Below are 19922 nucleotides of genomic sequence, written 5' to 3'. Positions count from 1 at the left end.
CCCATGGCCGGGTTGGGTCCCGGAACCCTATATTCGTTGTCAATCCGCACTCCACCACGCGTCGATCACCATACCATAGATCGGCGTCACCGCCGGGCGCCTCAATCGTGACCAATAGGCGACCCGGTCCCCCGGCAGGTGATGAAGCGGCACGACATAGTGTCCCCAGGTCAACGCCCGGTCGAGCGCCCGGACCCGGGCCACCAGATCGGCGCGGTCGGTGGCGGCGCCCAGCCCCTTGGCCAGCGCGTCGATCGCCGGGCTCCGGATTCCGGCGTAGTTGCGGCTACCCCGCTGATCCGCCGCCTCGCTTCCCCAGTAGTACGGCTGCTCGTTGCCAGGCGATAGGGTCGAGGTCCAGCGGTTCAAGGTCATGTCGAAGTCGAAGTCCTCCAGCCTCGCCTGATACTGGGCGCTGTCGACGGTGCGGACCCGCGCCACGACGCCGATCCGCCGCAACGCCCGGCCATATTCCAGGGCGATCTTCTCGTCATCCGGCGAGACCAGCAGGATCTCGAACTCCAGGGCCGCCCCAGCGGCGTCGACCAGCCCGCCCTCGCGGATGGTCCAGCCCGCCTGGGCCAGCAGGTCCAGGGCCCGCCGCAGGTTGGCGCGCAGCCCGGCCGGCCCGCCCCCGTCGGTCGAGGGTGGGACATAGGCCGGGCCGAACACCTCCGGCGGCAGGTCGCGGCGCAGCGGTTCGAGCACCGCCAGTTCGGCGGGTCCAGGCGGCCCCTCGGCCGCCAGTTCCGAATTGGGGTAGTAGCTGGCCGTCCTGTGATACGCGCCGTGGAACAGGGCGCGGTTGATCCAGTCGAAGTCGAGCGCCTGGGCCAGCGCCGCGCGCACCCGCCGGTCGGAGAACCACGGCCGGCGCGTGTTGAAAATCAGCGCCCGCATGGGTTCCGGCCGGCCATGGGCCAAGGTCTCCAGCGTGACCCTGCCGTCCCGCGCGGCCGGGAAATCATAGCCGGTCGCCCACTTGGCCGGGTCGGTCTCCCGCCGGAAATCGTAGGCGCCAGCCTTGAACGCCTCCAGCGCCACGCCATCGTCGCGGTAGTAGTCGTAGCGGATCTCGTCGAAGTTGTACTGCCCGCGGTTGATGGACAAGTCGCGACCCCAATAATCCGGCACCCGCCGGTAGACGATCGAGCGGCCCGGCTCGAACCGGTCGATCCGATAGGGGCCGCTGCCCAGCGGCGGTTCCAAGGTCGTGCGATCGAAATCGCGGCCTTTCCAGGCGTGTTCCGGCAGGATCGGCATCAGCCCCATGATCAGCGCCATCTCCCGGTCGCCGGTCCCATCCTCCGAAGCCCCCTCCTCCGAAAAGGTGAAGCGCACCGACCGCTCGCCGGTCTGGATGGCGGTCGCGACCCTCGCGTAATAGCTCCGGTGGTTGGGCCTGCCGTGATCGCGCAGCGTCCGCCACGAGAACAGCACGTCCGCCGGCGTGATGGGCCAGCCGTCGTGCCAGCGCGCCTCGGGCCGTAGGGTGAACTCGACCCAGGAGCGGTCGTCCGGAACGGTGATCGACTCCGCGATCAGTCCGTAGAGCGAGAACGGCTCGTCCCAGCTCCGCCGCATCAGGCTTTCCGTGACGTACCCCAGTCCCAGCGCCGCGCGTCCCCGCGTGATGTGGGGGTTGAGCGTGTCGAAGGTGCCGGTCGCGGCGTTCCGGAACACCCCGCCCTTGGGGGCATCCGGATCCACATAACCGAAGTGGTCGAACCCGGCTGGGTAACGCGGTTCGCCATGCATCGCGATGGCGTGCGCCGGGCGGGACTCACCGGCCTTGGCCGATGGGGCGGTCCAGGACGCGGCGGCGATGAGCGGGAGGAGCGCCGCGGCGGCGAGACGGCGGATCTGGAAGTCTCTCATGGGGCGCAGTGTCCGCACCCGGCCCCCCTGGCGCAAGCGTGTTCGAACAAGGCGGGACGCCGGGAGGAAACCACCAAAGAGGTTGTCCGCAAGGGGGTGCGACCAATGGGAGTCGTGACGATCCGCCTATTTGCAAGTATGGCCGGTTTATGGTCTTTACGCTAAACTCCGGCACGCGCCAAAATACCGGGACGATGGCCCGTCAAGCGGGCGGCCCGTCGAACAGCCGGCGCGGTCGGGGTCGCCCCGCAAGGGACGCCAACCGATCGGAACCGAGGGAAAAGTTTCATGGATATCTCGAAGATCCCAGTGGGCAACGACGCGCCGTGGGACGTCAACGTCATCATCGAAATCCCGATGGGCGGCGAGCCGATCAAGTACGAGGTCGACAAGGACAGCGGCGCCCTGTTCGTCGACCGCTTCCTGCATACCGCGATGTATTATCCGTGCAATTACGGTTTCCTGCCCCACACCCTATCGGACGACGGTGATCCGTGCGACATGCTGGTCGTCGGCCGCCGGCCGATCCAGCCCGGCGCCGTCCTGCGCTCGCGTCCGATCGGCGTGCTGATCATGGAGGACGAGGCCGGCATGGACGAGAAGGTGCTGGCGGTCCCCGTCAACAAGCTGCACCCGTTCTACAGCGACGTCCAGTCCTACAAGGACCTGCCGGAGATCCTGCTCGACCAGATCGCGCACTTCTTCCAGCACTACAAGGACCTGGAAAAGGGCAAGTGGGTCAAGATCCGCCGCTGGGGCGACGCCGAGGAGGCCGCCAAGATCATCCAGCACTCGATCGACAAGTACAACGCCGGCAAGTAGCCCCGGCGTTTGGAAGGACGATCCCGCCCACCGGGCGGAAAGGCGGGATCGTCAGGTCGGGACGTCTTCATTGGGCCGGTCGCCGTCGCGATCCGGCTGAAACAAACATAACATTTTATTAAATTTATAAAATACAACCTCCGGGACCCTTTTGGGGATGCCCGGAAGCGGATCGCCCTTCGCCCTCGGTTCATGCCAACCGAGTGCCGACCCGGAGCCCACCCCCGCGACCTGATCCCACGAGCGGTGACTTTGGCTTCCCCTCATCGTCATACCCGGCCTTGATCCCTTGGATCCGCCCCTGGACCTTGGCCGCGTCACCCGATCGGCTCGCCAGCCACATCGCCCTCCGAAGACACCGGCACTCCGATCAAAGAGTTTTTCCCTCTCGTCGCGTTCGAGTTGACAAAGAAATTAAAAGAAAGGTAGCCATCACCGCCCGTCGCCCGTTGATGAGTCGGCCCCATTTACCTCCAACTCATCTTTCATGGTTATAGTGCTGATATGATCCATGAATCTGGTAATCTTCCTTGGTCCGATCTACTATCTTGTTCAAATCCTGAACGGGACATGCCGCCCCGCATGCGGCAGGCCTTCGGATATTGGCACAGGATCAGGGCTGGACGGCCCATGCCATCCCGCGCCGACTTGGACCCACTCGACATCCCGTCGCTGCTCTCCAACATGGTTCTGGTCGACGTCATCCACCTTCCGGCGAAATCCGGATCGCCGCCGCCCCTCGAGCGGGGCCCGTCGGTGGATTTCCAGTTCAGACTGATCGGCACCGAGATCGCGAGCCGCTCGGCCCACGATTACACCGGCCGGCGTTTCGACGACATCCCGCATATGGCGGCAGGCACTCCGTTCTGGCGCCGCCACGAGGATGTGGTGTCGCAAAAGCGTCCGCTGTTCGGCGCTTTGCCCTATGTCGGTCCGGACCGCACCGTGCGGACCTGCCATAACCTGCTGGCCCCGTTGTCCCGTGATGGAACGGTGGTGAACATGATCCTCACCTTCGTGACGTTCGGTTTGGAATAGAGCCAGCCTCGCTGAAACGATGGCCACGCGCCCATCGGCCGCCCCCACCTCTCCCCATGATCACGGCGTCGAATCCTCGGCTATCCTGTTCCCCGCCCATCACGCCTCAACAGGTTGGGCATCGAAAGCGAGGGCCGCCATGGGTTGGTCAATTCCGATCGGGACCGTCAAGGGGACGGTCATCCGCATCCACGTCACCTTCCTGCTGTTCCTGATCTGGATCGGCGGGATGCATTACGCCCAGGGCGGCGCGCCCGCGGCGCTGGAAGGCGTCGTCTTCATCGTGCTGCTGTTCGCCTGCGTGCTGCTCCACGAGTTCGGCCACGTCTTCGCGGCGCGGCGCTACGGTGTCCGGACACCCGACATCACCCTGCTGCCGATCGGCGGCGTCGCGCGGCTGGAGCGCATTCCCGAGAAACCGTCGCAGGAACTGGTGATCGCGCTGGCTGGGCCCGCCGTCAACGTGGTGATCGCGGCGCTGCTCTACGCGGCGCTGGCGGCCGGCGGCTTCAATCCCGGTCTCACGCCCGGCTCGCCCCTGGGCGGCGGGTCGGAGATCCAGAACCCCGCCGTCGGCATGTTGGAGCGGCTCGCCTGGGTCAACGTGTTCCTGGTGGTGTTCAACCTGATACCAGCCTTCCCGATGGACGGCGGCCGGGTGCTGCGGGCCCTCCTGGCCCAGCGGATGGGCTATGGCCGGGGCACGGCGGTGGCGGCCACGATCGGACAGGGCGTCGCCTTCGCGCTCGGCCTGCTCGGGCTGTTCGGCAACCCGATGCTGCTGTTCATCGCGCTGTTCGTCTACCTCGCCGCCTCGTCCGAAGCCCATGCCGTCCAGATCCGCGAGGTCTCGCGCGGGGTCATGGCGAACGACGCCATGATCACCCGGTTCGAGAGCCTGTCGCCCGGCAGCGTCGTGGAGGACGCGGTGCAATGCCTGATCCACACCACCCAGCACGAGTTTCCGGTGGTCGATGGTTCCGGCAGGCTGCGCGGCGTGCTGACCCGCGACGACATGATCCGGGCGCTGCGCGACCGCGGTCCCGACACGCCGGTGCTGGAGGTGATGCGCTCCGACATCCCGGTGATCGGCCAGCGCCAGAACCTGGAGGAGGCCCTGCGCCTGATGCGCGAGAACAGCCTTCCCGCCGTCGGCGTCACCGATGCCGACGGCCGGCTGATCGGCCTGATCACCCCGGAGAATGTCGGCGAGATGATGATGATCCAGTCCGCCTGGCCGAAGGGGAGAGCTGGTGGTGGACCCGGCGGCGGTGGCGGTTCCCGCCTCGGCGGCAGGGCGGCATAGCGGCGCGCGCCGCCGGGATGGCAGTCAGGCGGACCGTGCCGGCAAGGGGGAACCGACCCGCAACAGGTTGTTGTCCGGATCGAGATACGCGAACTCGCGCAGGCCATAGGGCGTGTCCTGGGGAGCCATCAGCCGGCCCTCGACGCCCGCCACCCGCCACGCCGCGTGCAGGGCGTCGGCATCGCCGACATATAGGTAGCAGGCCGAGGTCGAGGTTGTCGGATCCAGGTCCGGCACCCGCGCCAAATGCAGCGTCACCGACCCCCAGGCGAGGAAGCCATAGTCCGGATCCTCCGCTCCGGCCTCCCCATGGGCGGCGCCCTCGAAGCCGAGGCGTCGATAGTGGGCGAGCGCCACCGCGACATTCCGCACCGCCAAGACGGGCGCCACCCGCTGGAACTCGACCGCCATCAACCGCTCCGTTTTATGAAACCTGACGTTCCCCACGTCATGTGACTCCCGATATGACACAAGACATCACCGCTGAACATACCGGGATAGAACGACCCTAGCGCGCGCGGGCACCATGTAGCGCGATCGAACCTCCTGTCTCACCGCCGTCGGGATCCTACGGCCGGTTCTCCAACAAACGCCGACCCCCGGGCGACAAAACATTGGTTCGCCTGTTGTCAGCACACGACTTCACAATTCAGTTCGGAGAACACGTCGATGATGAAATGGATCAAGCGCTATGCGATCTTCAAAGGGGTCCTCCGGCTGATTCGGGGCAACCGGCGCCGTTGAACGCGGTGGACACGAACCTCTAGACGCCAAATTCGGCGGGCATCGTCACCGCGCCGAGCGGGATTGGATATTGGGCCCGCCGACCAGCTTCGTTTCGGCCAGCGGCTTCCTCCAGGCGCGACAGTGTTGGTCGGCATGCGAAGAGGCCGGTAGTTATGGAAGCCCCGCGATCCTTGGCATCATCCCTTGACATAAGCCGCCAATTCGTCGGGCGCGCCGGTGGGGAAAACGTCCTTCAGATGGTCGAGGAAAGCCGCGACGCGGGTGCTGAGCAGCCGCCGAGAAGGATAGAGCGCCCATAGCGCGATATCCGATCCGTCGATGTCACCCCAATGAACCAGCCTGCCAGCGGCCAGGTCGTGACTTACCAGCGATATGGGAAGGCGCGCGACGCCCGCACCGACGCGAGCCGCATCACGGACCATGATGAGCGACGTCAGGCTCAGGACGGGCTCGATGGCGATGCTGGATGTTCCGGTTGGTCCCGTCACGTGCCAAGCCGCGGTTCGATCGCCCATCCCGCGCACGACAGCCGGAACAGCTCGGTCATCCACCGGCCGACCGAGACCTGGGCTTGCGACAACCACCAGCCGATCACGCAGGAAGGCTCGTCCGACAAGGCTGTCATCCGGATCCGGATTGACGCGGATCACCAGATCATAACCTTCCTCCACCATATCGACGGCCCGGTCCTCCGTCGTGACCTCGACCCTGACTTCCGGATACCTTAGCGCGAATTCAGCGGCCACCTTACCCATGGCCGTCTGCGCGAAAAGCAGGGGCGCGCTGATCCGCAGCCGGCCTCTTGGTATGCCACCCCCCGAAGCGATCGCCGCCGCCGTCTCGTCGATCTCGGTGAGCAAGGCTCCCGTCCGCTCGTAGAGCGCCCGCCCTTCCTGGGTGAGTTTCAAGACGCGCGCGCCGCGCTCGAACAGGCGCAAGTCGAGACTGCCCTCCAACTCCGCGACCCGGCGGGACAAGGTCGCCTTCGGCCGACCAGTGGCGCGCGCGGCCCGCCCGAACCCACCGTGCCGGGCGACGAGATTGAAATCGGCGAGAGCGAGCAAATCCATCCGTTCCATCCATGAGACGGCGTGTCCAAATTTACCGTCCGTCGGAGACAATATGGATCACTTAATTTGAAAAGCATAGTTCAACCGAAATGGAGTAATGATCATGACGATACTTGTCACGGGAGCGACCGGTTCAGTTGGCCAGCAAGTTGTCGCGGAGCTTGTCAAGCGTGGCGCCGATGTCCGCGCGCTCGTTCGTGATCCCGCGAAGGTCGAATTCCCGGACGGCGTCGCCGTGGCGCAGGGTGAACTGCTGGATGTCGACGCGATGCGAGGCGCGCTGTCGGGAGTATCGACCCTGTTCCTGCTCAACGCGGTGGTGGCCGATGAATTTTCCCAGGCGCTGATCACGCTCAATCTCGCCCGCGAAGCGGGCATCGAGCGGGTCGTCTACCTGTCGGTGATCCACAGCGACATCTACGTCAACGTTCCTCATTTCGCGGGCAAGTTCGGCGTCGAGCGCATGATCGAGCAAATGGGCTTCAACGCCACGATCCTGCGTCCCGCGTACTTCATCAACAACGATCTCACGATCAAGGACGTGGTGCTCGAACACGGCGTCTACCCCATGCCGATCGGCGGCAAGGGTCTCGCCATGATCGACGTGCGCGACATCGGCGAGATCGCGGCCATCGAGCTCATCCGCCGCGAGCGGGCGAGCGGGCGGCTTCCCCTCGACCGGATCAACCTTGTCGGTCCCGATACGCTGACCGGTCCGGACATCGCCGCCATCTGGTCGGCGGCGCTGGGTCGTCCGATCGCCTATGGCGGCGATGACACCGCTGGGTTCGAGCGGAATCTCCGGAACATCATGCCGAATTGGATGGCCTTCGACATGCGCCTGATGGCCGAGCGCTTCCTCACCGAGGGCATGCTCCCCGAAGTCGGCGACACCACGCGTTTGACGACCCTGCTGGGACGCCCCTTGCGCTCCTACCGCGACTTCGCCGCCGAGATCGCGTCATCGGCCTGACCACCCCGGGGCCACACGCGAATCCGACGATCAAACCCAACGATAAGGAATGCGATCATGATCCATTCAACCGCCACCGTACCGGTGAACCCGGCGGGCGAGCCCCCTCTGACCCGCGCGCAGGCATGGGCTGGCCTGGAACTCAAGGCCCGCGACGCCCGCCTGTTCCTCCCGCCGGGTCTCTGCACCCGCTGCGATGTCGTCGAGGAGAGCGCGACCCATTTCGTGCGCGAAGCCACGATCGGCGGTGCCGACCTCCGGGAGATCATCACCCTCGAGCCGGGGAGCAAGGTCACCTTCTTCCAGGCCACGGGTCCGCGCGAAGGAGCGATCATCAACGAGCTGTGCGAGGATGAGGCCGGCACGCTCCAGCTTCGGTTCTACTGCTATCTCGGATTGCGGGGAAAGACGCCAAACGGCCCGGAGGAGCAGGCGGAACAGGCTCAATTCGATGGCGACCAAGGCTACAAAGCGGCCTTGCTGTCCACGTTGAAGCGGACCCGCGAGTTGCTGGCGGAAGGCCAACCCTGACCATCACCACCCCGGGACCACCACCCCGGGACCGCCTCATCGGGGGCATACCGCTTCACAACACCGTATCAGGGACAGGACCCGCATGTTCGAAACCAAGATCGCCATCGTCGTGCGCGAGGATCTAGCCACTTGGCAAAAACTGAACGTCACCGCCTTCCTGACCAGTGGCATCGTTGGCTCGAACGAGGGCCTTCTGGGCGAGCGCTACGAGGATGCGGCGGGTAACATCTACAATGCCCTGGTCATCCAGCCCATGATCGTGCTCAGCGCCGATGCGGATACGCTCAAGACGATCCATCGTCGAGCCATCGAGGGCGGCGCCCGGCTGTCGCTTTACATCGAGGACATGTTCTCGACCGGCCACGACGCGGCGAACCGAGCCGCGGTGGGGCGGTACATGCCCGAGGCCTTGAACGTGGTAGGCTTGGCGCTCCGCGAGGAGAGGAAAAAGGTCGATAAGATCACCAAAGGCGCACGGATGCACGCTTGAGAAAAGCTGGAGCATTGTACAAGGCTCCGTCATGACTTGATCACCGCGCCTCTCTGTGTGGAATGATACCAACGGCTTCAATATTGACCCACGACACCGGAAGCACGGGAGTCACTGGCTGGAACCCGACAGCCACGGAACGCCGGATCCACTGAGGCACGACACCCTTCATGTGTCACGAATGGATGCATCGAGCGGAGACGACGGTGGCGTTCGTCTCGATCGAACAAAACGCCTGTCGTGGTGAGCGTTATCGCCTATGCCAAACTCCCGGCGAACCGTTCAGCCAGCCGCCGCTCCCTGAAGGCGGCACTCAGCCAATCGACGAAGATCCTGGTCTTCGTGGGCAATAGGGTACGCGACGCGTAATAGATCGAGATGGCGCCCGCATCGGAATACCAGCGCGGCACGAGGCGAAGGAGTTGACCGGTTTCCAACGCTGGAAGCACGTCGGGTACGGCGACCATGGCGACACCAAGTCCCAACAGCGCCGCCTCGCGCATCGCGCTGGGATCATTGACGATGATGGATTCCTGGAGGAGTGCTGGCATCTCCCGACCGATGACATCGCGCATGGTCCAGTACCGGATGCGGCCCGTCAACGGCGAGCGCATCACGATACCGGTCAACTCCTTGAGTCCCTCGGGATCGCATGGAGGCACCCGGCCGTTCATATAGGCGGGCGAGGCGACCGCGATGATATGCGCGGGCGCCAAGGTGCGCGCCACGGTTCCCGGAGATAGATCGAAGCCGCCTCCGATGGCGGCGTCATAGCCTTCCGCGATCAGATCGACCTGCCGATTTTCGAAATGCCATTCGGGCCGGATGCGCGGATAGCGCGCCAGGAACCCCGGCAGCAGAGGCAGAATGTGCATCAGGCCGAAGGTTGGCGCCATGCTGACCTTGAGCGTGCCGGCTGGCTCCCCGTCATCGGCGGCCACGCCCGCGATCGCGGCCTGGATTCCTTCCAGATTGCCGGCGATCGCCAGCCGGAACGTCTCTCCCGCTTCGGTCAGGGTCAGCTTGCGCGTCGAGCGGTGGAACAGCCGCACACCGAGATTGCGCTCCAGCATGGCGACGTTCCGGCTGACCGCGGCTGGTGTCAGCGAAAGCCGCCGAGCCGCTTCGGAGAAGCTGCCATGCTCCGCGCTGTGCATGAAGGCCTCGAGATTGGCCAGGGTTTCCAAAACGCCTCTTCAAGGAATCGTTGAAACTGCGACAAGCCATTCACGCCTAATGCGATGGCAATGATGACGTTATCTTCATTCCGTGAACGTAATCAAGGAATGCGGACAATGACCCAATCATCCCAGCCTCTCGCCGGCAAAGTGGCCCTCGTGACCGGCGGATCGCGTGGCATCGGCGCCGCCATCGTCCGACGCCTGGCCCGCGACGGCGCCGATGTCGCGTTCAGCTACGCCGCCTCGCGCGAGCGGGCCGAGCGTCTCGTCCGGGAGGTGGAGGCGCTCGGACATCACGCGGTCGCCTTCAGGGCCGACCAGGCCAACATCTCCGAGGTCGAGGCTCTAGTGCGTCAGGCCCATTCGACGTTCGGACGCCTCGACATCCTGGTCAATTCGGCGGGCGTCTTCGTCACGGGCACCGTCGGTGACGCCGATGCGGACATCGCCGCGTTCGACAGGCAGTTCGACATCAATGTGAAGGGCGTGGCGGCCGCGGTCCGCGCCGCCGTGCCACTCATGACGAATGGCGGCCGCATCGTCTCGATCGGCACCACGGGCGCGGTGCGTATCCCCTTCGCCGGTGCGGCCGACTACGTCGCCACCAAGGCGGCGGTGGCCGCATACACCCGCGGATGGTCGCGCGATCTCGGCCCGCGTGGCATCACGGTCAACGTGATACAGCCCGGCGCCATCAACACCGAGATGAACCCGGAGGACGGCCCCTTCGCCGAGACGCTGAAAGGGCTCACCGCCCTCGGCCGTTACGGCCAGCCTGAGGATATCGCGGCGGCGGTCGCCTTCCTCGCCGGTCCCGACGCCGGTTACATCACCGGCGCCACGTTGAACGTCGATGGCGGCCAGTCCGCCTGACCCCAAAACACCACGACACCGGAGAGACGCCATGCCCACCATCGGGATCATCGGCGCGGGCCAGATCGGCCGCGCCATCGCCACCGCCCTCGCCCGCGTCGACATGCGGGCCACGATCTCCAACAGCCGCGGGCCGGAAAGTCTGACCGGGACCGTCGCGGCGCTTGGCCCAAGCATCACGGCCGGCACGCGTGAGGACGCGGCGGCGAAGGATATCGTCTTCGTCGCGGTCAACTGGTCGAAGCTGCCAGTGGCGCTCGCCGGATTGCCCGACTTCCACGGACGCGTCGTCATCGACGCCAACAACCCGATCGAGGCGCCGCTATTCAAGCCCGTGCCGCTCGGAGACCGCTCCTCGTCCGAGGTGTTCGCGGATTTGGTGCCCGGCGCGAGGGTCGTGAAGGCGTTCAATCATCTCCAGCCCCATCTCGTGGCCGGTGATCCCTCGCGCGACGGCGGCAAACGCGTGCTCTTCCATTCCGGCGACGATGCCGATGCGAAGGCACGGGTGGGCGCGCTGATCGACCGGCTCGGCTTCTTCGGCATCGACCTCGGTCCGCTCGCCATCGGCAGCCGCCTTGTCCAGTTCCCCGGCGGTCCACTCCCCGCCCTGAACCTGGTCAAATTCGACAACTAGCTAGAGCGGCGACACCGCTCCAACGGAGGAGGATTTCATGTCCACGGCGGACCAAACCATGGAACAGCGGGATGAGCCCGACTACGATCATCTCCTTCGCTCCAACCTGGAGCGTGTCTTCAACGAGCGGGACGCGGAGAAACGCGCGGCGGCCCTCAATGACCTGTTCGTCGCCGAGCCCATCCTGTACGAGCCGGCCAACATCGTGACGGGACGCGCCGCGATCTCCGCCGTTGCCGGCGATCTTCTGGACCGGTTCGGCCCGACGTTCCGTTTCACACCTCAGAGCGACGCCGTGGGACACCACGGTTTGGGCTTGCTGTCCTGGCGGGCCGGTCCAGCCGATGGCCCGGTCGTGATCACCGGCACCGATGCCGCCGAGATCGTCGATGGCAGGATCGCGCGACTCTGGGTGCTGCTCGATCCGCCGTAACCCGCCCATGGCCTTGACCAAGTCATCGACTGAACGGGTCGGGACGCTCTGGATGTAGGCCTCCTGGATCACCGCCGCGGCGCCTTCTCAGCCATCCTGCGAGGCTCCAGGAGGCCTGGGAAGTAGCTCCCCTTGCGCGGTCCGGGGATCCGCGGCTCGACCAAGCCGACACGATATCGGGGGGCCCTCCACCCCATCGCCCAATCGCGATCCCGGTAGCCGTTGCATTCCGCGAGGCGGTTGGCCGAACGCTCGCCGTGGCTGGCGCCCGTGAGCGCCTGGACCTTCAAGCCCATCAAGCGCTCGGCAGCGGCGGGTACGACGCCGGCAAGAAGACCAAGGGCCTCAAGCGGCATGTCGCGATGGACACCGACGGGCATCTGTTGATGCTCAACGTGACCACCGCCGATGTTCAGGATGCCGAAGGCGCCGAACTCATCATCAAGGCGATCCTCAAGCGCTGGCCCTGGCTCATATCGCGCATTGCAAACCCGACATATTGTCCGCGAAGGTTGTCGTCGATCTGGCTGGTGGAAACAAGGATGACAAGGCACAACCTTATCTGTCCTACATCTCCGCCAAGTTTACAGTGGAAGCGCTCGAAACCTATTTTTCACGCAGATGAACTGCAGATGAACTAATGTCTCGGCACAGTGATTTTGATAGGTTCAACCGGCTTGTGGGAGGGCGTGCTGAGGGTTGGGATAGGGTTGGCCCATCTTGTCGCGCGCCCTCTCTGCCATGAACATCCAGGTGACGTGGGCGTCGGCGTCATTACACTGTCGCTGTCAGGCGGCGACCTGTGTTTCGGGGCGTTTGCGCTCGGCGATGCGGCGGTCCAGGCACTGTGAGCGCAACACGCCGATTTGGTTTACCTTTCAGCTTGCCTCGACAAGATGACGCGGCACAACGCCTTGACTCACCAGACCTGAACCACGTCTACTCGCCCGAGTGGAAAATTTGGGCACACATACATATGATAGCATTAGATACGGTGACGCTCGCCTTTAAATGGCGCATTCAGGTAGCGTTGCGGTTTTTGGCAGCCAAGGATTGCCGGTGACGGATCCGATGCGTGGGGGGTGAGCGGCTTGATGTGCCAAGGGCAGCAGTTCGGCGGACACTTCGGGTAGGGGTGGCGCCTTACTGGACGGAGAGGGGCGCGTCTGGGTGAGTGTTGAATCCATAGACCACTATCTGCGCTCGCCCAAGCGGTTGGCCGGCATCGCTGATTGGTGGGCGGGTAACGGTCATGAGGACCAGCGGATCAAATGGGCCGTGACAATCCAGCACGAGAACCACGGCGACCTGACGATCACATGGTTCCCCAACTCGCCCGTGGAGCGGTTCAAAATCGTGCTGGCACTGCCGCCGGCGATCTGGCGGATTGATTACGATCCCAACGACCGGCACCCCAACCCGCTTTCCACCATCCCCGCGCTGCCACGCGGCATCATCCTTGGGAGCCACTTTCACGCATGGGAAGACAACCGCCACCTCATGAAGGGAAATATGCCTCCGCCTAGGCTGCGTTTCGCCCGGCCCTTACCGGCGGACATCAGCGGCCTACATGCGTGTTTGCGCTGGTTCTGCCAGCATGTTAACATTGCTCTCGATGGAACGACGGTGCCGCCTCCGCCGTCCGCGGACAGACTGCTATGAACTGCCCCAACACCATACAGCAAGCCGTTTCCTCGCTCGTCGGGTGTGCCCCGTACGGGGACGGTTTTCTGGTTCACACCACCTGCCTGTACCCCTCCAACGACGTCGTGCAAGTCATCGTGCGCGGCGGTGCGAACGAGTTCACCGTGTCCGACAATGGCGGCGCCATCGCCGCGATTGAAGCGGCGGGGGTCGATCTCATCGCGGGGGGCAAGTCCCTGCGCAAGTATATCCAGACCCAAGGTCTGAAGGTCGAGCGCGGCGCCATCAGCTCGCCCAAGGTGTCGGCGGAGCAGTTGCCCGTGGCAATTCTGCTGGTAGCGAACGCGTCCCAGGAGGCCGCGCACCGTGAGATGGAGAGCCGCAAACTGAAGCCGACCAGAGACTTCAAGCATATGGTCGAGACGCTACTGTTGCAGCGCTTCCCCGATCGCACGGAGAAGCATCTTACCGTCGTCGGGGAGAGCACGAAGCAGTACAAGTTCGATTACGCGGTTAGATCGGCAGACGGCCGAGTCCTCCTTGTCGACGCGGTGACGCCAGACTATTCCTCAATCGCCTCAGCCGTGCTGGCGAACCTGGACGTCCGAAACCTCAACGACGATCACTTCGTGCAACGCATTGTCTACGATGATCGGATGCCTTGGAAGGCGGAGGACATCGTTTTGCTCCACAACGGCGCACCCACCATCCCGTACTCCGAATTCTCGCACAGCTTGGACCGATTGGCGGCGTAGCCGCGCGCCCAACTCCCACCATCGGCGGCAAGGGTGTCCTTCGCGTCCGCACACCTTCTGGGTTTTCCACCCGCACCGCTGAGCCCCCTATAGCTGTCATGCTGGCTAAGAAGAGGACGGTCGTGACCGCGCCCCGGTTGAGCTTACTTGCCCTGCAAGTCGCGCTTGAACCACTCCGCCACCATGCCATGCTGATCGTATGGCCTAGACAGGCTTTCCGATGCCCGACACCACCGTGACCGTCCGACCCGATCTCGCGGCTGAATTGGACAAGCTCGCCGCCAGCACCGAGCATTCCCGCGCCGAATAGGCGGAGAAAGCTGTCGCCAGATACCTCGACCATGAACGCTGGCTGGTGGACCGCATTCAAGAGGGCATTCGCCAAGCCGACGCCAGGGAGTTCGCCAGCGAGGCCGAGGCGGAACGCGTTTTCAATAGGTACCGCACTTATGCCAAGAGCGTATGAGGCTTCGCCACACCCCGATCGCCGTCGCTGAGATAAGGCACCTTCAGGATCACGTCACCAAACGCGATCCAGTCGCCGCCGTCGTGACGGTGGACGCCATTCAAACCCGACTCGCCCCCCTCACCACGCATCCGCATCTCCGGACGGCAAGATTGCATCAGCACGCGAACAAGGATAATATACCTATACCAGTCATCCAGAAAGTCCGCCGCCGTGCCCAATCGCCCAGCCCGATCCACCGCCGCCTCCACTCCGATCACAGCGCCGGAACGGGTGCCCCACATCCTCACCGACCGGCAGGAGAGCTTCGCGCGCCACATCGCGGCCGGGTGTGGCGTGACCGAGGCGGCGCGGCGCGCCGGATATGACTGGAACGGCGCCCGGCGGATCGGCGACCGCCTGATCGCGGACTGGCGGATCGCGGCGCGGGCGGCGGATATCGCCGAGGCGGAGGAAGCGCGCCGGCAAGCGGAGGCGGACGAGTTGGTCGGCGTGCTGAAGAAGGTCATGCACGACGCGCTCGAAAAGGGCAACCACTTCGCCGTCCTGCGCGCCATCGACCAGATCACCCGCTTTCGCAAGCTCACCCCATCGGCCCGATCCCGCAAGACGCCGCTGGCCGCCCGCGACGCCGAAGAGGATACCGGCACCGGCGATCACCGTTCCGATGATCGCCACGCGGATGATGACCCCACCGACCGGCCGCCTGCCGATCCCGAACTCCCATCCGTTCCGATCGCCGATCCCCGCGACGCCGAGATGAAAGTCCTGACCGACCGCATCGTCCGCTGCTATGACAGCCTGCTGGAAACCCACCCCGATCTGGCGAGGGACATCCGCACCGTCGCCGACGCCCGTCACTTCTTCGACGCCGATTGCCGGCTGCTGCCGCGCGACCAATGGCCGGAGCGGTGGCGCGGCCATGGGACCAAAGCCGCGGCCCCTCCCCCACCACCCCTGTTGAGCCCGGTCCCCGCAACGGTTACCTTGGACACCATCGGGATCGCGGCGTCCTCCCCACCCACGACCGCCAAGGCATGGTGACCGTCACCCGGAAAATGGTGACCTTCCCAGCGCTTTGGTGACCTTTGGTGACCTTCTCCGGCGATTTCGAGATCCAAACCCCCGGCCGCCGCGGCGTGGCACGGGGCATGACAGACAGGCCGCCAGGAAGGGACATGCCGTGACCACCGACATCAACGATCGGGTTTTGCTGGATATCGAAGGCGGCGTCGCGACGCTGACCCTCAACCGGCCCACCGCCCTCAACGCGCTGGACACCAAGCTGGCGGAGGCGCTGTCGGCCGGACTGTCCCGCTGCGAGGAGGACGACGCCATCCGCGCGGTCGTGCTGCGCGGCGCCGGCGACAACTTCATGGCCGGTGGCGACATCAAGATGTTCTCGGCCCTGCTCAACGAGCCGAGCGGCGCCCGCCGCAGCTACTTCGAGCGGCTGATCCATCAGGTCCACGAGTCCATCATCATCATGCGGCGGATGCCGAAGCCGGTGATCGCCAGCGTGCGCGGCGCCGCCGCCGGGTTCGGCGTCAGCCTCGTGCTGGCCTCCGACCTCGCCATCGCCGCCGACGACGCGGTGTTCACGCTGGCCTATTGCCACATCGGCGTCAGCCCCGACGGCGGCTCCACCTTCCATCTGGCCCACGCGGTCGGCATCAAGAAGGCGATGGAGATCGCGTTGCTGGGCGACAGGTACAGCGCCACCGACGCCGAGAGCCTGGGACTGATCAACCGCGCCGTGACGTCGTCCAACCTGGAGGACGAAACCGCCAAGCTCGCCAACCGGCTGGCCGCCGGCCCGACCGCCGCCTATGGCCGGACCAAGCAGCTGCTCAACGCCTCGCTCAACACCAGTTTGGAAAGCCAGCTCCAGGCGGAGGCCGAGCGGTTCGCCGCCAGCGCCACCACCGCCGACTTCGCGGAGGGGATCACCGCCTTCCTCGGCAAGCGCAAGCCTGAATTCACCGGCCGATGACTTGGCGTTGAATAAGAAGCGACCATCAACGATAAGCCCCGCGGCCGGCTGACGGCTCGACGGGGCGGAATATCACGGAGGAAACGTCCATGGGCGCCAATACCGAGACCCAGTCAGGCGGTCTGGCGGGCAAGACCCTGTTCATCACCGGCGCCAGCCGCGGCATCGGCAAGGCGATCGCCTTGCGGGCGGCGCGCGACGGCGCCAACGTGGTGATCGCGGCCAAGACGACCGAGGCGCATCCCAAGCTTCCCGGCACCATCCACAGCGCGGCGGCGGAGATCGAGGCCGCCGGCGGCCAAGCCCTGGCGCTCCAGGTCGATATCCGCGACGAGAACCAGATCGCCACCGGCGTCGCCCAGGCGGTGGAGCGGTTCGGCGGGATCGACATCCTGGTCAACAACGCCAGCGCCATCAGCCTGACCGGCACGCTCGACACGCCCCTCAAGCGGTTCGACCTGATGATGGGGGTCAACGCGCGCGGCACCTTCGCGACCAGCCAAGCCTGTATTCCGCACCTCAAGCGGGCGGCCAACCCGCACATCCTGATGCTGGCGCCGCCGCTGGCGATGGCGCCCAAGTGGTTCAAGGACCACACGGCCTACACCATGGCCAAGTACGGCATGAGCATGTGCGTGCTGGGCATGGCCGCCGAGTTCCAGGCCGATGGCATCGCGGTCAACGCCCTGTGGCCGCGCACCCTGATCGCGACCGCCGCGCTCGCCATGATCCCGGGGGTGGATCCCGGCCGGGGCCGCAAGCCGGAGATCGTCGCCGACGCCGCCCATGTCATCCTGTGCGGCGACAGCCGGGGCCGCACCGGTCAGTTCCTGATCGACGACGCGGTGCTGGCGGAGGCGGGCGTCACCGACCTCACTCCCTACGCCGTCGACCCCACAAAGACCCTGATGCCCGACCTGTTCCTCGACTGATCTTTTCCTCGGCTGATCTTTTTCGGGGCCGGGTGAGGAACACATAAGCCGACGGGAGGAAGACAAACGCAATGAAACTATCCAAGACAATCATCACCACCGGCTTCGCCTGTTTTCTGGCGGCCGCCGGCTCGTCACCCACCCCGGCCTGGGCGGTCGATGTCGCGATCGGCTATCTCGGCCAGCAGGAGCCGCCGCGCGAGCCGCTGTCGTTCATCGAGCCGGTCCTGGAGGACGAGGGCATCCAGGGCGCCCAGCTCGCCCTGAAGGACAACAGCACCACCGGACGCCTGGTCGGCCAGAACTTCACCCTGGACGAGACCATCGTGCCGGAAGGCGACGATCCGCTCGCCGCCGCGCGCGAGATGCTGGGGCGTGGCGTCAAGCTGATCGTCTCCGACCTGCCGGCCGACACCCTGCTGGCGGTGGCCGCCCTGCCGGAAGCCGGCGACGCGCTGATCCTCAACGCCCGCGCCAAGGACGACAGCCTGCGCCGAGGCCAGTGCCGCGCCAATGTCCTGCACACGATGCCCAGCCACGCCATGCTGGCCGACGCGCTGGGGCAATACCTCGTCTTCAAGCGGTGGACGCGCTGGTTCCTGGTCGAGGGACCGGGCGAGGGCGACAAGAAGCTGGCCGAGGCGATCCGCAGGACCGCCAAGCGCTACAACACCCGGATCGTCGTCGACAAGCCCTGGACCTTCGAGACCGGCAACCGCCGCACCGACAGCGGCGCCGTCAACGAGCGCAGCGAGATCCAGGGTTTCACCCAGGTCGACGACTACGACATCCTGATCGTGGCCGACGAGGGCGACCAGTTCGGCGAGTACCTGGTCGACCGCACCGCCCGGCCGCGGCCGGTCGCCGGAACCCAGGGGCTGGTGCCGACCGCGTGGTCCCGCGTCACCGAGAACTGGGGCGGCACCCAGCTGCAGCGGCGGTTCGAGCGGCAAGCCGGGCGTGGCATGACCGAGCGCGACCACACCGTCTGGCTGGCGGTCCGCACCATCGGCGAGGCGGCGACGCGGACCAATTCCGGCGATCCCAAAACGATCGAGGGCTTCATCCGCGGTCCCGATTTCGCGCTCGGCGGCTTCAAGGGTCAGCCACTCAGCTTCCGCCCCTGGGATGGCCAGATGCGCCAGCCGATCCTGATCGCCAACCCGCGCATGCTGGTCTCCGTCTCGCCGCAGGAGGGCTTCCTGCATCAGGTGACGGAACTGGACAGCCTGGGCGACGATCGGCCGGAGACCCAGTGCAAGTTCTGATTGCGCTACCTGTCAGGACGCCTTGGCGATCACGCGGCGGTCATCCTGGCGCCGCGTGAAGCCGGCGGCGTCAAGGTGCTCCAGCAAGGGGATGCTGAACTTGCGGGAGATGCCGAGCAGCCGGCCGAGATCGGCGACCAGGAAGCCGCCGGCGCGGTCGCCCAGATGGATCGCCATGATCCGTTTGGCCTTGGCGACCGCGTCGCGGTGGAACAGGATGTCGCGTTTCTGCACTTGGTCGGTGGTGCGGACCAGGGTTCCGGTCCGCAGCAGGTAGCGGACCGCCTGGAACTTGGCCTTGTCGGCGCCGATCACGGCCGCGATGTCCGGCGGCGTCAGGTCGCCGCCCCGGAACGCCGTCTCGACCGCCGCTATCACCTCCCGGTCGCGCTCCGACAACAGCGCCGCCGGGTTGAAATCGCGGTGACGCAGTAGGCCCTTGTCGTTGACCAGGACGCCGCTCCGGACCAGCCCGGCGGCGAGCGCGCTGGCGTGGCTGTCGAACCGGTCGCGGGGCAGCCCCGGCTCGGTCGGGTGGTCGCGGTGGTGGCGCTGGACCCGGGCCAGGATGTCGCACTCGATAGCGCGCGCGTCGGCGCTCAGGATCGCGTCGCCGTCGCCGACCAGCTCGGCCCCGGCCGCCGCCAGGGGACCGGACAGCATTTCACGTGAAACCGCCAGCAGGCGGCACAGTTCGTTGGCGGCGCAGGCGCCTTGGGCGAGCCTGCCTGCGATGATCGCCGCCGACGAGCCGTCCGCCAGCGTCCGCAGGAAAGCCAGCGTGCCGGCGTCGTGGCGCCGCCGCCGGCGCGACGCCGGGTCCAGCACGCGGCCGCCGCCGATGGTCGCGGCTGGTGACGGCACGCGGATGATGAAGGGCTC

General features: G+C 65.7%; 23 protein-coding genes and 1 pseudogene. 17 read left to right on the top strand and 7 right to left on the bottom strand.

All coding sequences use genetic code 11. From position 1 onward, the window contains the following. Positions 1 to 39: 39 nt before the first annotated feature. Positions 40 to 1878: an extracellular solute-binding protein gene (locus tag N825_RS33470; protein WP_037461269.1), complete on the bottom strand. Its 1839-nt coding sequence runs from the start codon at positions 1876 to 1878 to the stop codon at positions 40 to 42. A gap of 288 nt (positions 1879 to 2166) precedes the next feature. Here N825_RS33470 and ppa point away from each other — a divergent pair, with 288 nt between their 5' ends. The 3 genes from ppa (at position 2167) to N825_RS33455 (ending at position 5044) form a co-directional block, all read left to right on the top strand. Next, positions 2167 to 2700, top strand: a complete 534-nt coding sequence (ppa, locus tag N825_RS33465; protein WP_037461266.1) for an inorganic diphosphatase — start codon at positions 2167 to 2169, stop codon at positions 2698 to 2700. A gap of 504 nt (positions 2701 to 3204) precedes the next feature. Further along, the gene (locus tag N825_RS33460; RefSeq protein WP_084165305.1) at positions 3205 to 3738 is read left to right on the top strand and encodes a PAS domain-containing protein; all 534 of its coding nucleotides are present in this window, start codon (positions 3205 to 3207) and stop codon (positions 3736 to 3738) included. Positions 3739 to 3877: 139 nt separating this feature from the next. Then, positions 3878 to 5044: a site-2 protease family protein gene (locus N825_RS33455; RefSeq protein WP_051513966.1), complete on the top strand. Its 1167-nt coding sequence runs from the start codon at positions 3878 to 3880 to the stop codon at positions 5042 to 5044. 24 nt (positions 5045 to 5068) lie between these two features. Here N825_RS33455 and N825_RS33450 read toward each other — a convergent pair whose 3' ends face one another. Further along, positions 5069 to 5455, bottom strand: a complete 387-nt coding sequence (locus N825_RS33450) for a bleomycin resistance protein (protein ID WP_037461264.1) — start codon at positions 5453 to 5455, stop codon at positions 5069 to 5071. Between the two features lie 512 nt (positions 5456 to 5967). Beyond that, positions 5968 to 6861: a LysR family transcriptional regulator gene (locus N825_RS33445; RefSeq protein WP_037461284.1), complete on the bottom strand. Its 894-nt coding sequence runs from the start codon at positions 6859 to 6861 to the stop codon at positions 5968 to 5970. A 103-nt stretch (positions 6862 to 6964) separates the two neighbouring features. Between N825_RS33445 and N825_RS33440 the strand changes: the two genes are divergently transcribed. From N825_RS33440 to N825_RS33430, 3 genes are all read left to right on the top strand, one after another. Then, positions 6965 to 7834 carry an NmrA/HSCARG family protein gene (locus N825_RS33440; protein ID WP_037461283.1) on the top strand — a complete coding sequence of 290 codons (870 nt, stop codon included), beginning with the start codon at positions 6965 to 6967 and terminating at the stop codon, positions 7832 to 7834. A gap of 57 nt (positions 7835 to 7891) precedes the next feature. Then, positions 7892 to 8365, top strand: a complete 474-nt coding sequence (locus tag N825_RS33435; RefSeq protein ID WP_037461263.1) for an SRPBCC family protein — start codon at positions 7892 to 7894, stop codon at positions 8363 to 8365. An 85-nt stretch (positions 8366 to 8450) separates the two neighbouring features. Next, positions 8451 to 8858, top strand: coding sequence for a DUF2000 family protein (locus N825_RS33430; RefSeq protein ID WP_037461261.1), 408 nt, complete (start codon positions 8451 to 8453; stop codon positions 8856 to 8858). 257 nt (positions 8859 to 9115) lie between these two features. Here N825_RS33430 and N825_RS33425 read toward each other — a convergent pair whose 3' ends face one another. After that, positions 9116 to 10045 (bottom strand): LysR family transcriptional regulator, encoded by a 930-nt coding sequence (locus N825_RS33425; RefSeq protein WP_037461259.1) that lies wholly within the window; start codon positions 10043 to 10045, stop codon positions 9116 to 9118. Between the two features lie 108 nt (positions 10046 to 10153). On the opposite strand from N825_RS33425, the gene N825_RS33420 reads away from it, so the two are divergent. From N825_RS33420 to N825_RS33410, 3 genes are read left to right on the top strand one after another with little or no spacing between them, the layout of a single operon-like run. Next, positions 10154 to 10912: an SDR family NAD(P)-dependent oxidoreductase gene (locus N825_RS33420; RefSeq protein ID WP_037461258.1), complete on the top strand. Its 759-nt coding sequence runs from the start codon at positions 10154 to 10156 to the stop codon at positions 10910 to 10912. A gap of 31 nt (positions 10913 to 10943) precedes the next feature. Beyond that, positions 10944 to 11549 (top strand): NADPH-dependent F420 reductase, encoded by a 606-nt coding sequence (locus N825_RS33415; protein ID WP_037461257.1) that lies wholly within the window; start codon positions 10944 to 10946, stop codon positions 11547 to 11549. Between the two features lie 37 nt (positions 11550 to 11586). After that, the gene (locus N825_RS33410) at positions 11587 to 11982 is read left to right on the top strand and encodes a nuclear transport factor 2 family protein (RefSeq protein ID WP_198039033.1); all 396 of its coding nucleotides are present in this window, start codon (positions 11587 to 11589) and stop codon (positions 11980 to 11982) included. Here N825_RS33410 and N825_RS39435 read toward each other — a convergent pair. After that, positions 11983 to 12338: pseudogene (locus N825_RS39435) on the bottom strand (transposase); the annotation flags it as partial. Between N825_RS39435 and N825_RS40625 the strand changes: the two are divergent. The 4 genes from N825_RS40625 to N825_RS39425 all read left to right on the top strand — a co-directional run bounded on the left by N825_RS40625 (position 12240) and on the right by N825_RS39425 (position 14691). Continuing rightward, positions 12240 to 12623 (top strand): transposase, encoded by a 384-nt coding sequence (locus N825_RS40625; protein ID WP_157619723.1) that lies wholly within the window; start codon positions 12240 to 12242, stop codon positions 12621 to 12623. The pseudogene N825_RS39435 and the gene N825_RS40625 overlap by 99 nt on opposite strands. Positions 12624 to 13152: 529 nt before the next feature. After that, a complete protein-coding gene (locus N825_RS33400) occupies positions 13153 to 13644 on the top strand; it encodes a hypothetical protein (RefSeq protein WP_157619722.1) in 492 nt (163 codons plus the stop codon). After that, positions 13641 to 14381 (top strand): hypothetical protein, encoded by a 741-nt coding sequence (locus N825_RS33395; protein WP_037461251.1) that lies wholly within the window; start codon positions 13641 to 13643, stop codon positions 14379 to 14381. Before N825_RS33400 ends, N825_RS33395 begins: the two co-directional genes overlap by 4 nt. 220 nt (positions 14382 to 14601) lie before the next feature. Beyond that, positions 14602 to 14691: a ribbon-helix-helix protein, CopG family gene (locus N825_RS39425; protein ID WP_157619721.1), complete on the top strand. Its 90-nt coding sequence runs from the start codon at positions 14602 to 14604 to the stop codon at positions 14689 to 14691. 137 nt (positions 14692 to 14828) lie between these two features. Here the strand turns inward: N825_RS39425 and N825_RS39420 are convergent, their stop codons facing one another. Then, a complete protein-coding gene (locus N825_RS39420; RefSeq protein WP_157619720.1) occupies positions 14829 to 14978 on the bottom strand; it encodes a hypothetical protein in 150 nt (49 codons plus the stop codon). Positions 14979 to 15060: 82 nt separating this feature from the next. On the opposite strand from N825_RS39420, the gene N825_RS33385 reads away from it, so the two are divergent. The 4 genes from N825_RS33385 to N825_RS33370 all read left to right on the top strand — a co-directional run bounded on the left by N825_RS33385 (position 15061) and on the right by N825_RS33370 (position 19040). Then, complete coding sequence (locus tag N825_RS33385; protein ID WP_198039032.1) at positions 15061 to 15891, top strand: terminase small subunit; 831 nt, start codon at positions 15061 to 15063, stop codon at positions 15889 to 15891. A gap of 139 nt (positions 15892 to 16030) precedes the next feature. Further along, complete coding sequence (locus N825_RS33380; protein WP_245613308.1) at positions 16031 to 16840, top strand: enoyl-CoA hydratase/isomerase family protein; 810 nt, start codon at positions 16031 to 16033, stop codon at positions 16838 to 16840. Positions 16841 to 16929: 89 nt separating this feature from the next. Next, a complete protein-coding gene (locus tag N825_RS33375; protein ID WP_051513962.1) occupies positions 16930 to 17772 on the top strand; it encodes an SDR family oxidoreductase in 843 nt (280 codons plus the stop codon). A gap of 71 nt (positions 17773 to 17843) precedes the next feature. Next, positions 17844 to 19040, top strand: coding sequence for an ABC transporter substrate-binding protein (locus N825_RS33370; protein WP_037461247.1), 1197 nt, complete (start codon positions 17844 to 17846; stop codon positions 19038 to 19040). 12 nt (positions 19041 to 19052) lie between these two features. Here N825_RS33370 and N825_RS33365 read toward each other — a convergent pair. Then, a partial coding sequence (locus N825_RS33365; RefSeq protein ID WP_037461245.1) for a SelB domain-containing protein occupies positions 19053 to 19922 on the bottom strand: 870 nt, incomplete at its 5' end.

This window comes from Skermanella stibiiresistens SB22, from assembly GCF_000576635.1.
Taxonomy (GTDB): Bacteria; Pseudomonadota; Alphaproteobacteria; order Azospirillales; family Azospirillaceae; genus Skermanella; species Skermanella stibiiresistens.
This window is presented reverse-complemented; position numbering and strand designations above follow the sequence as displayed.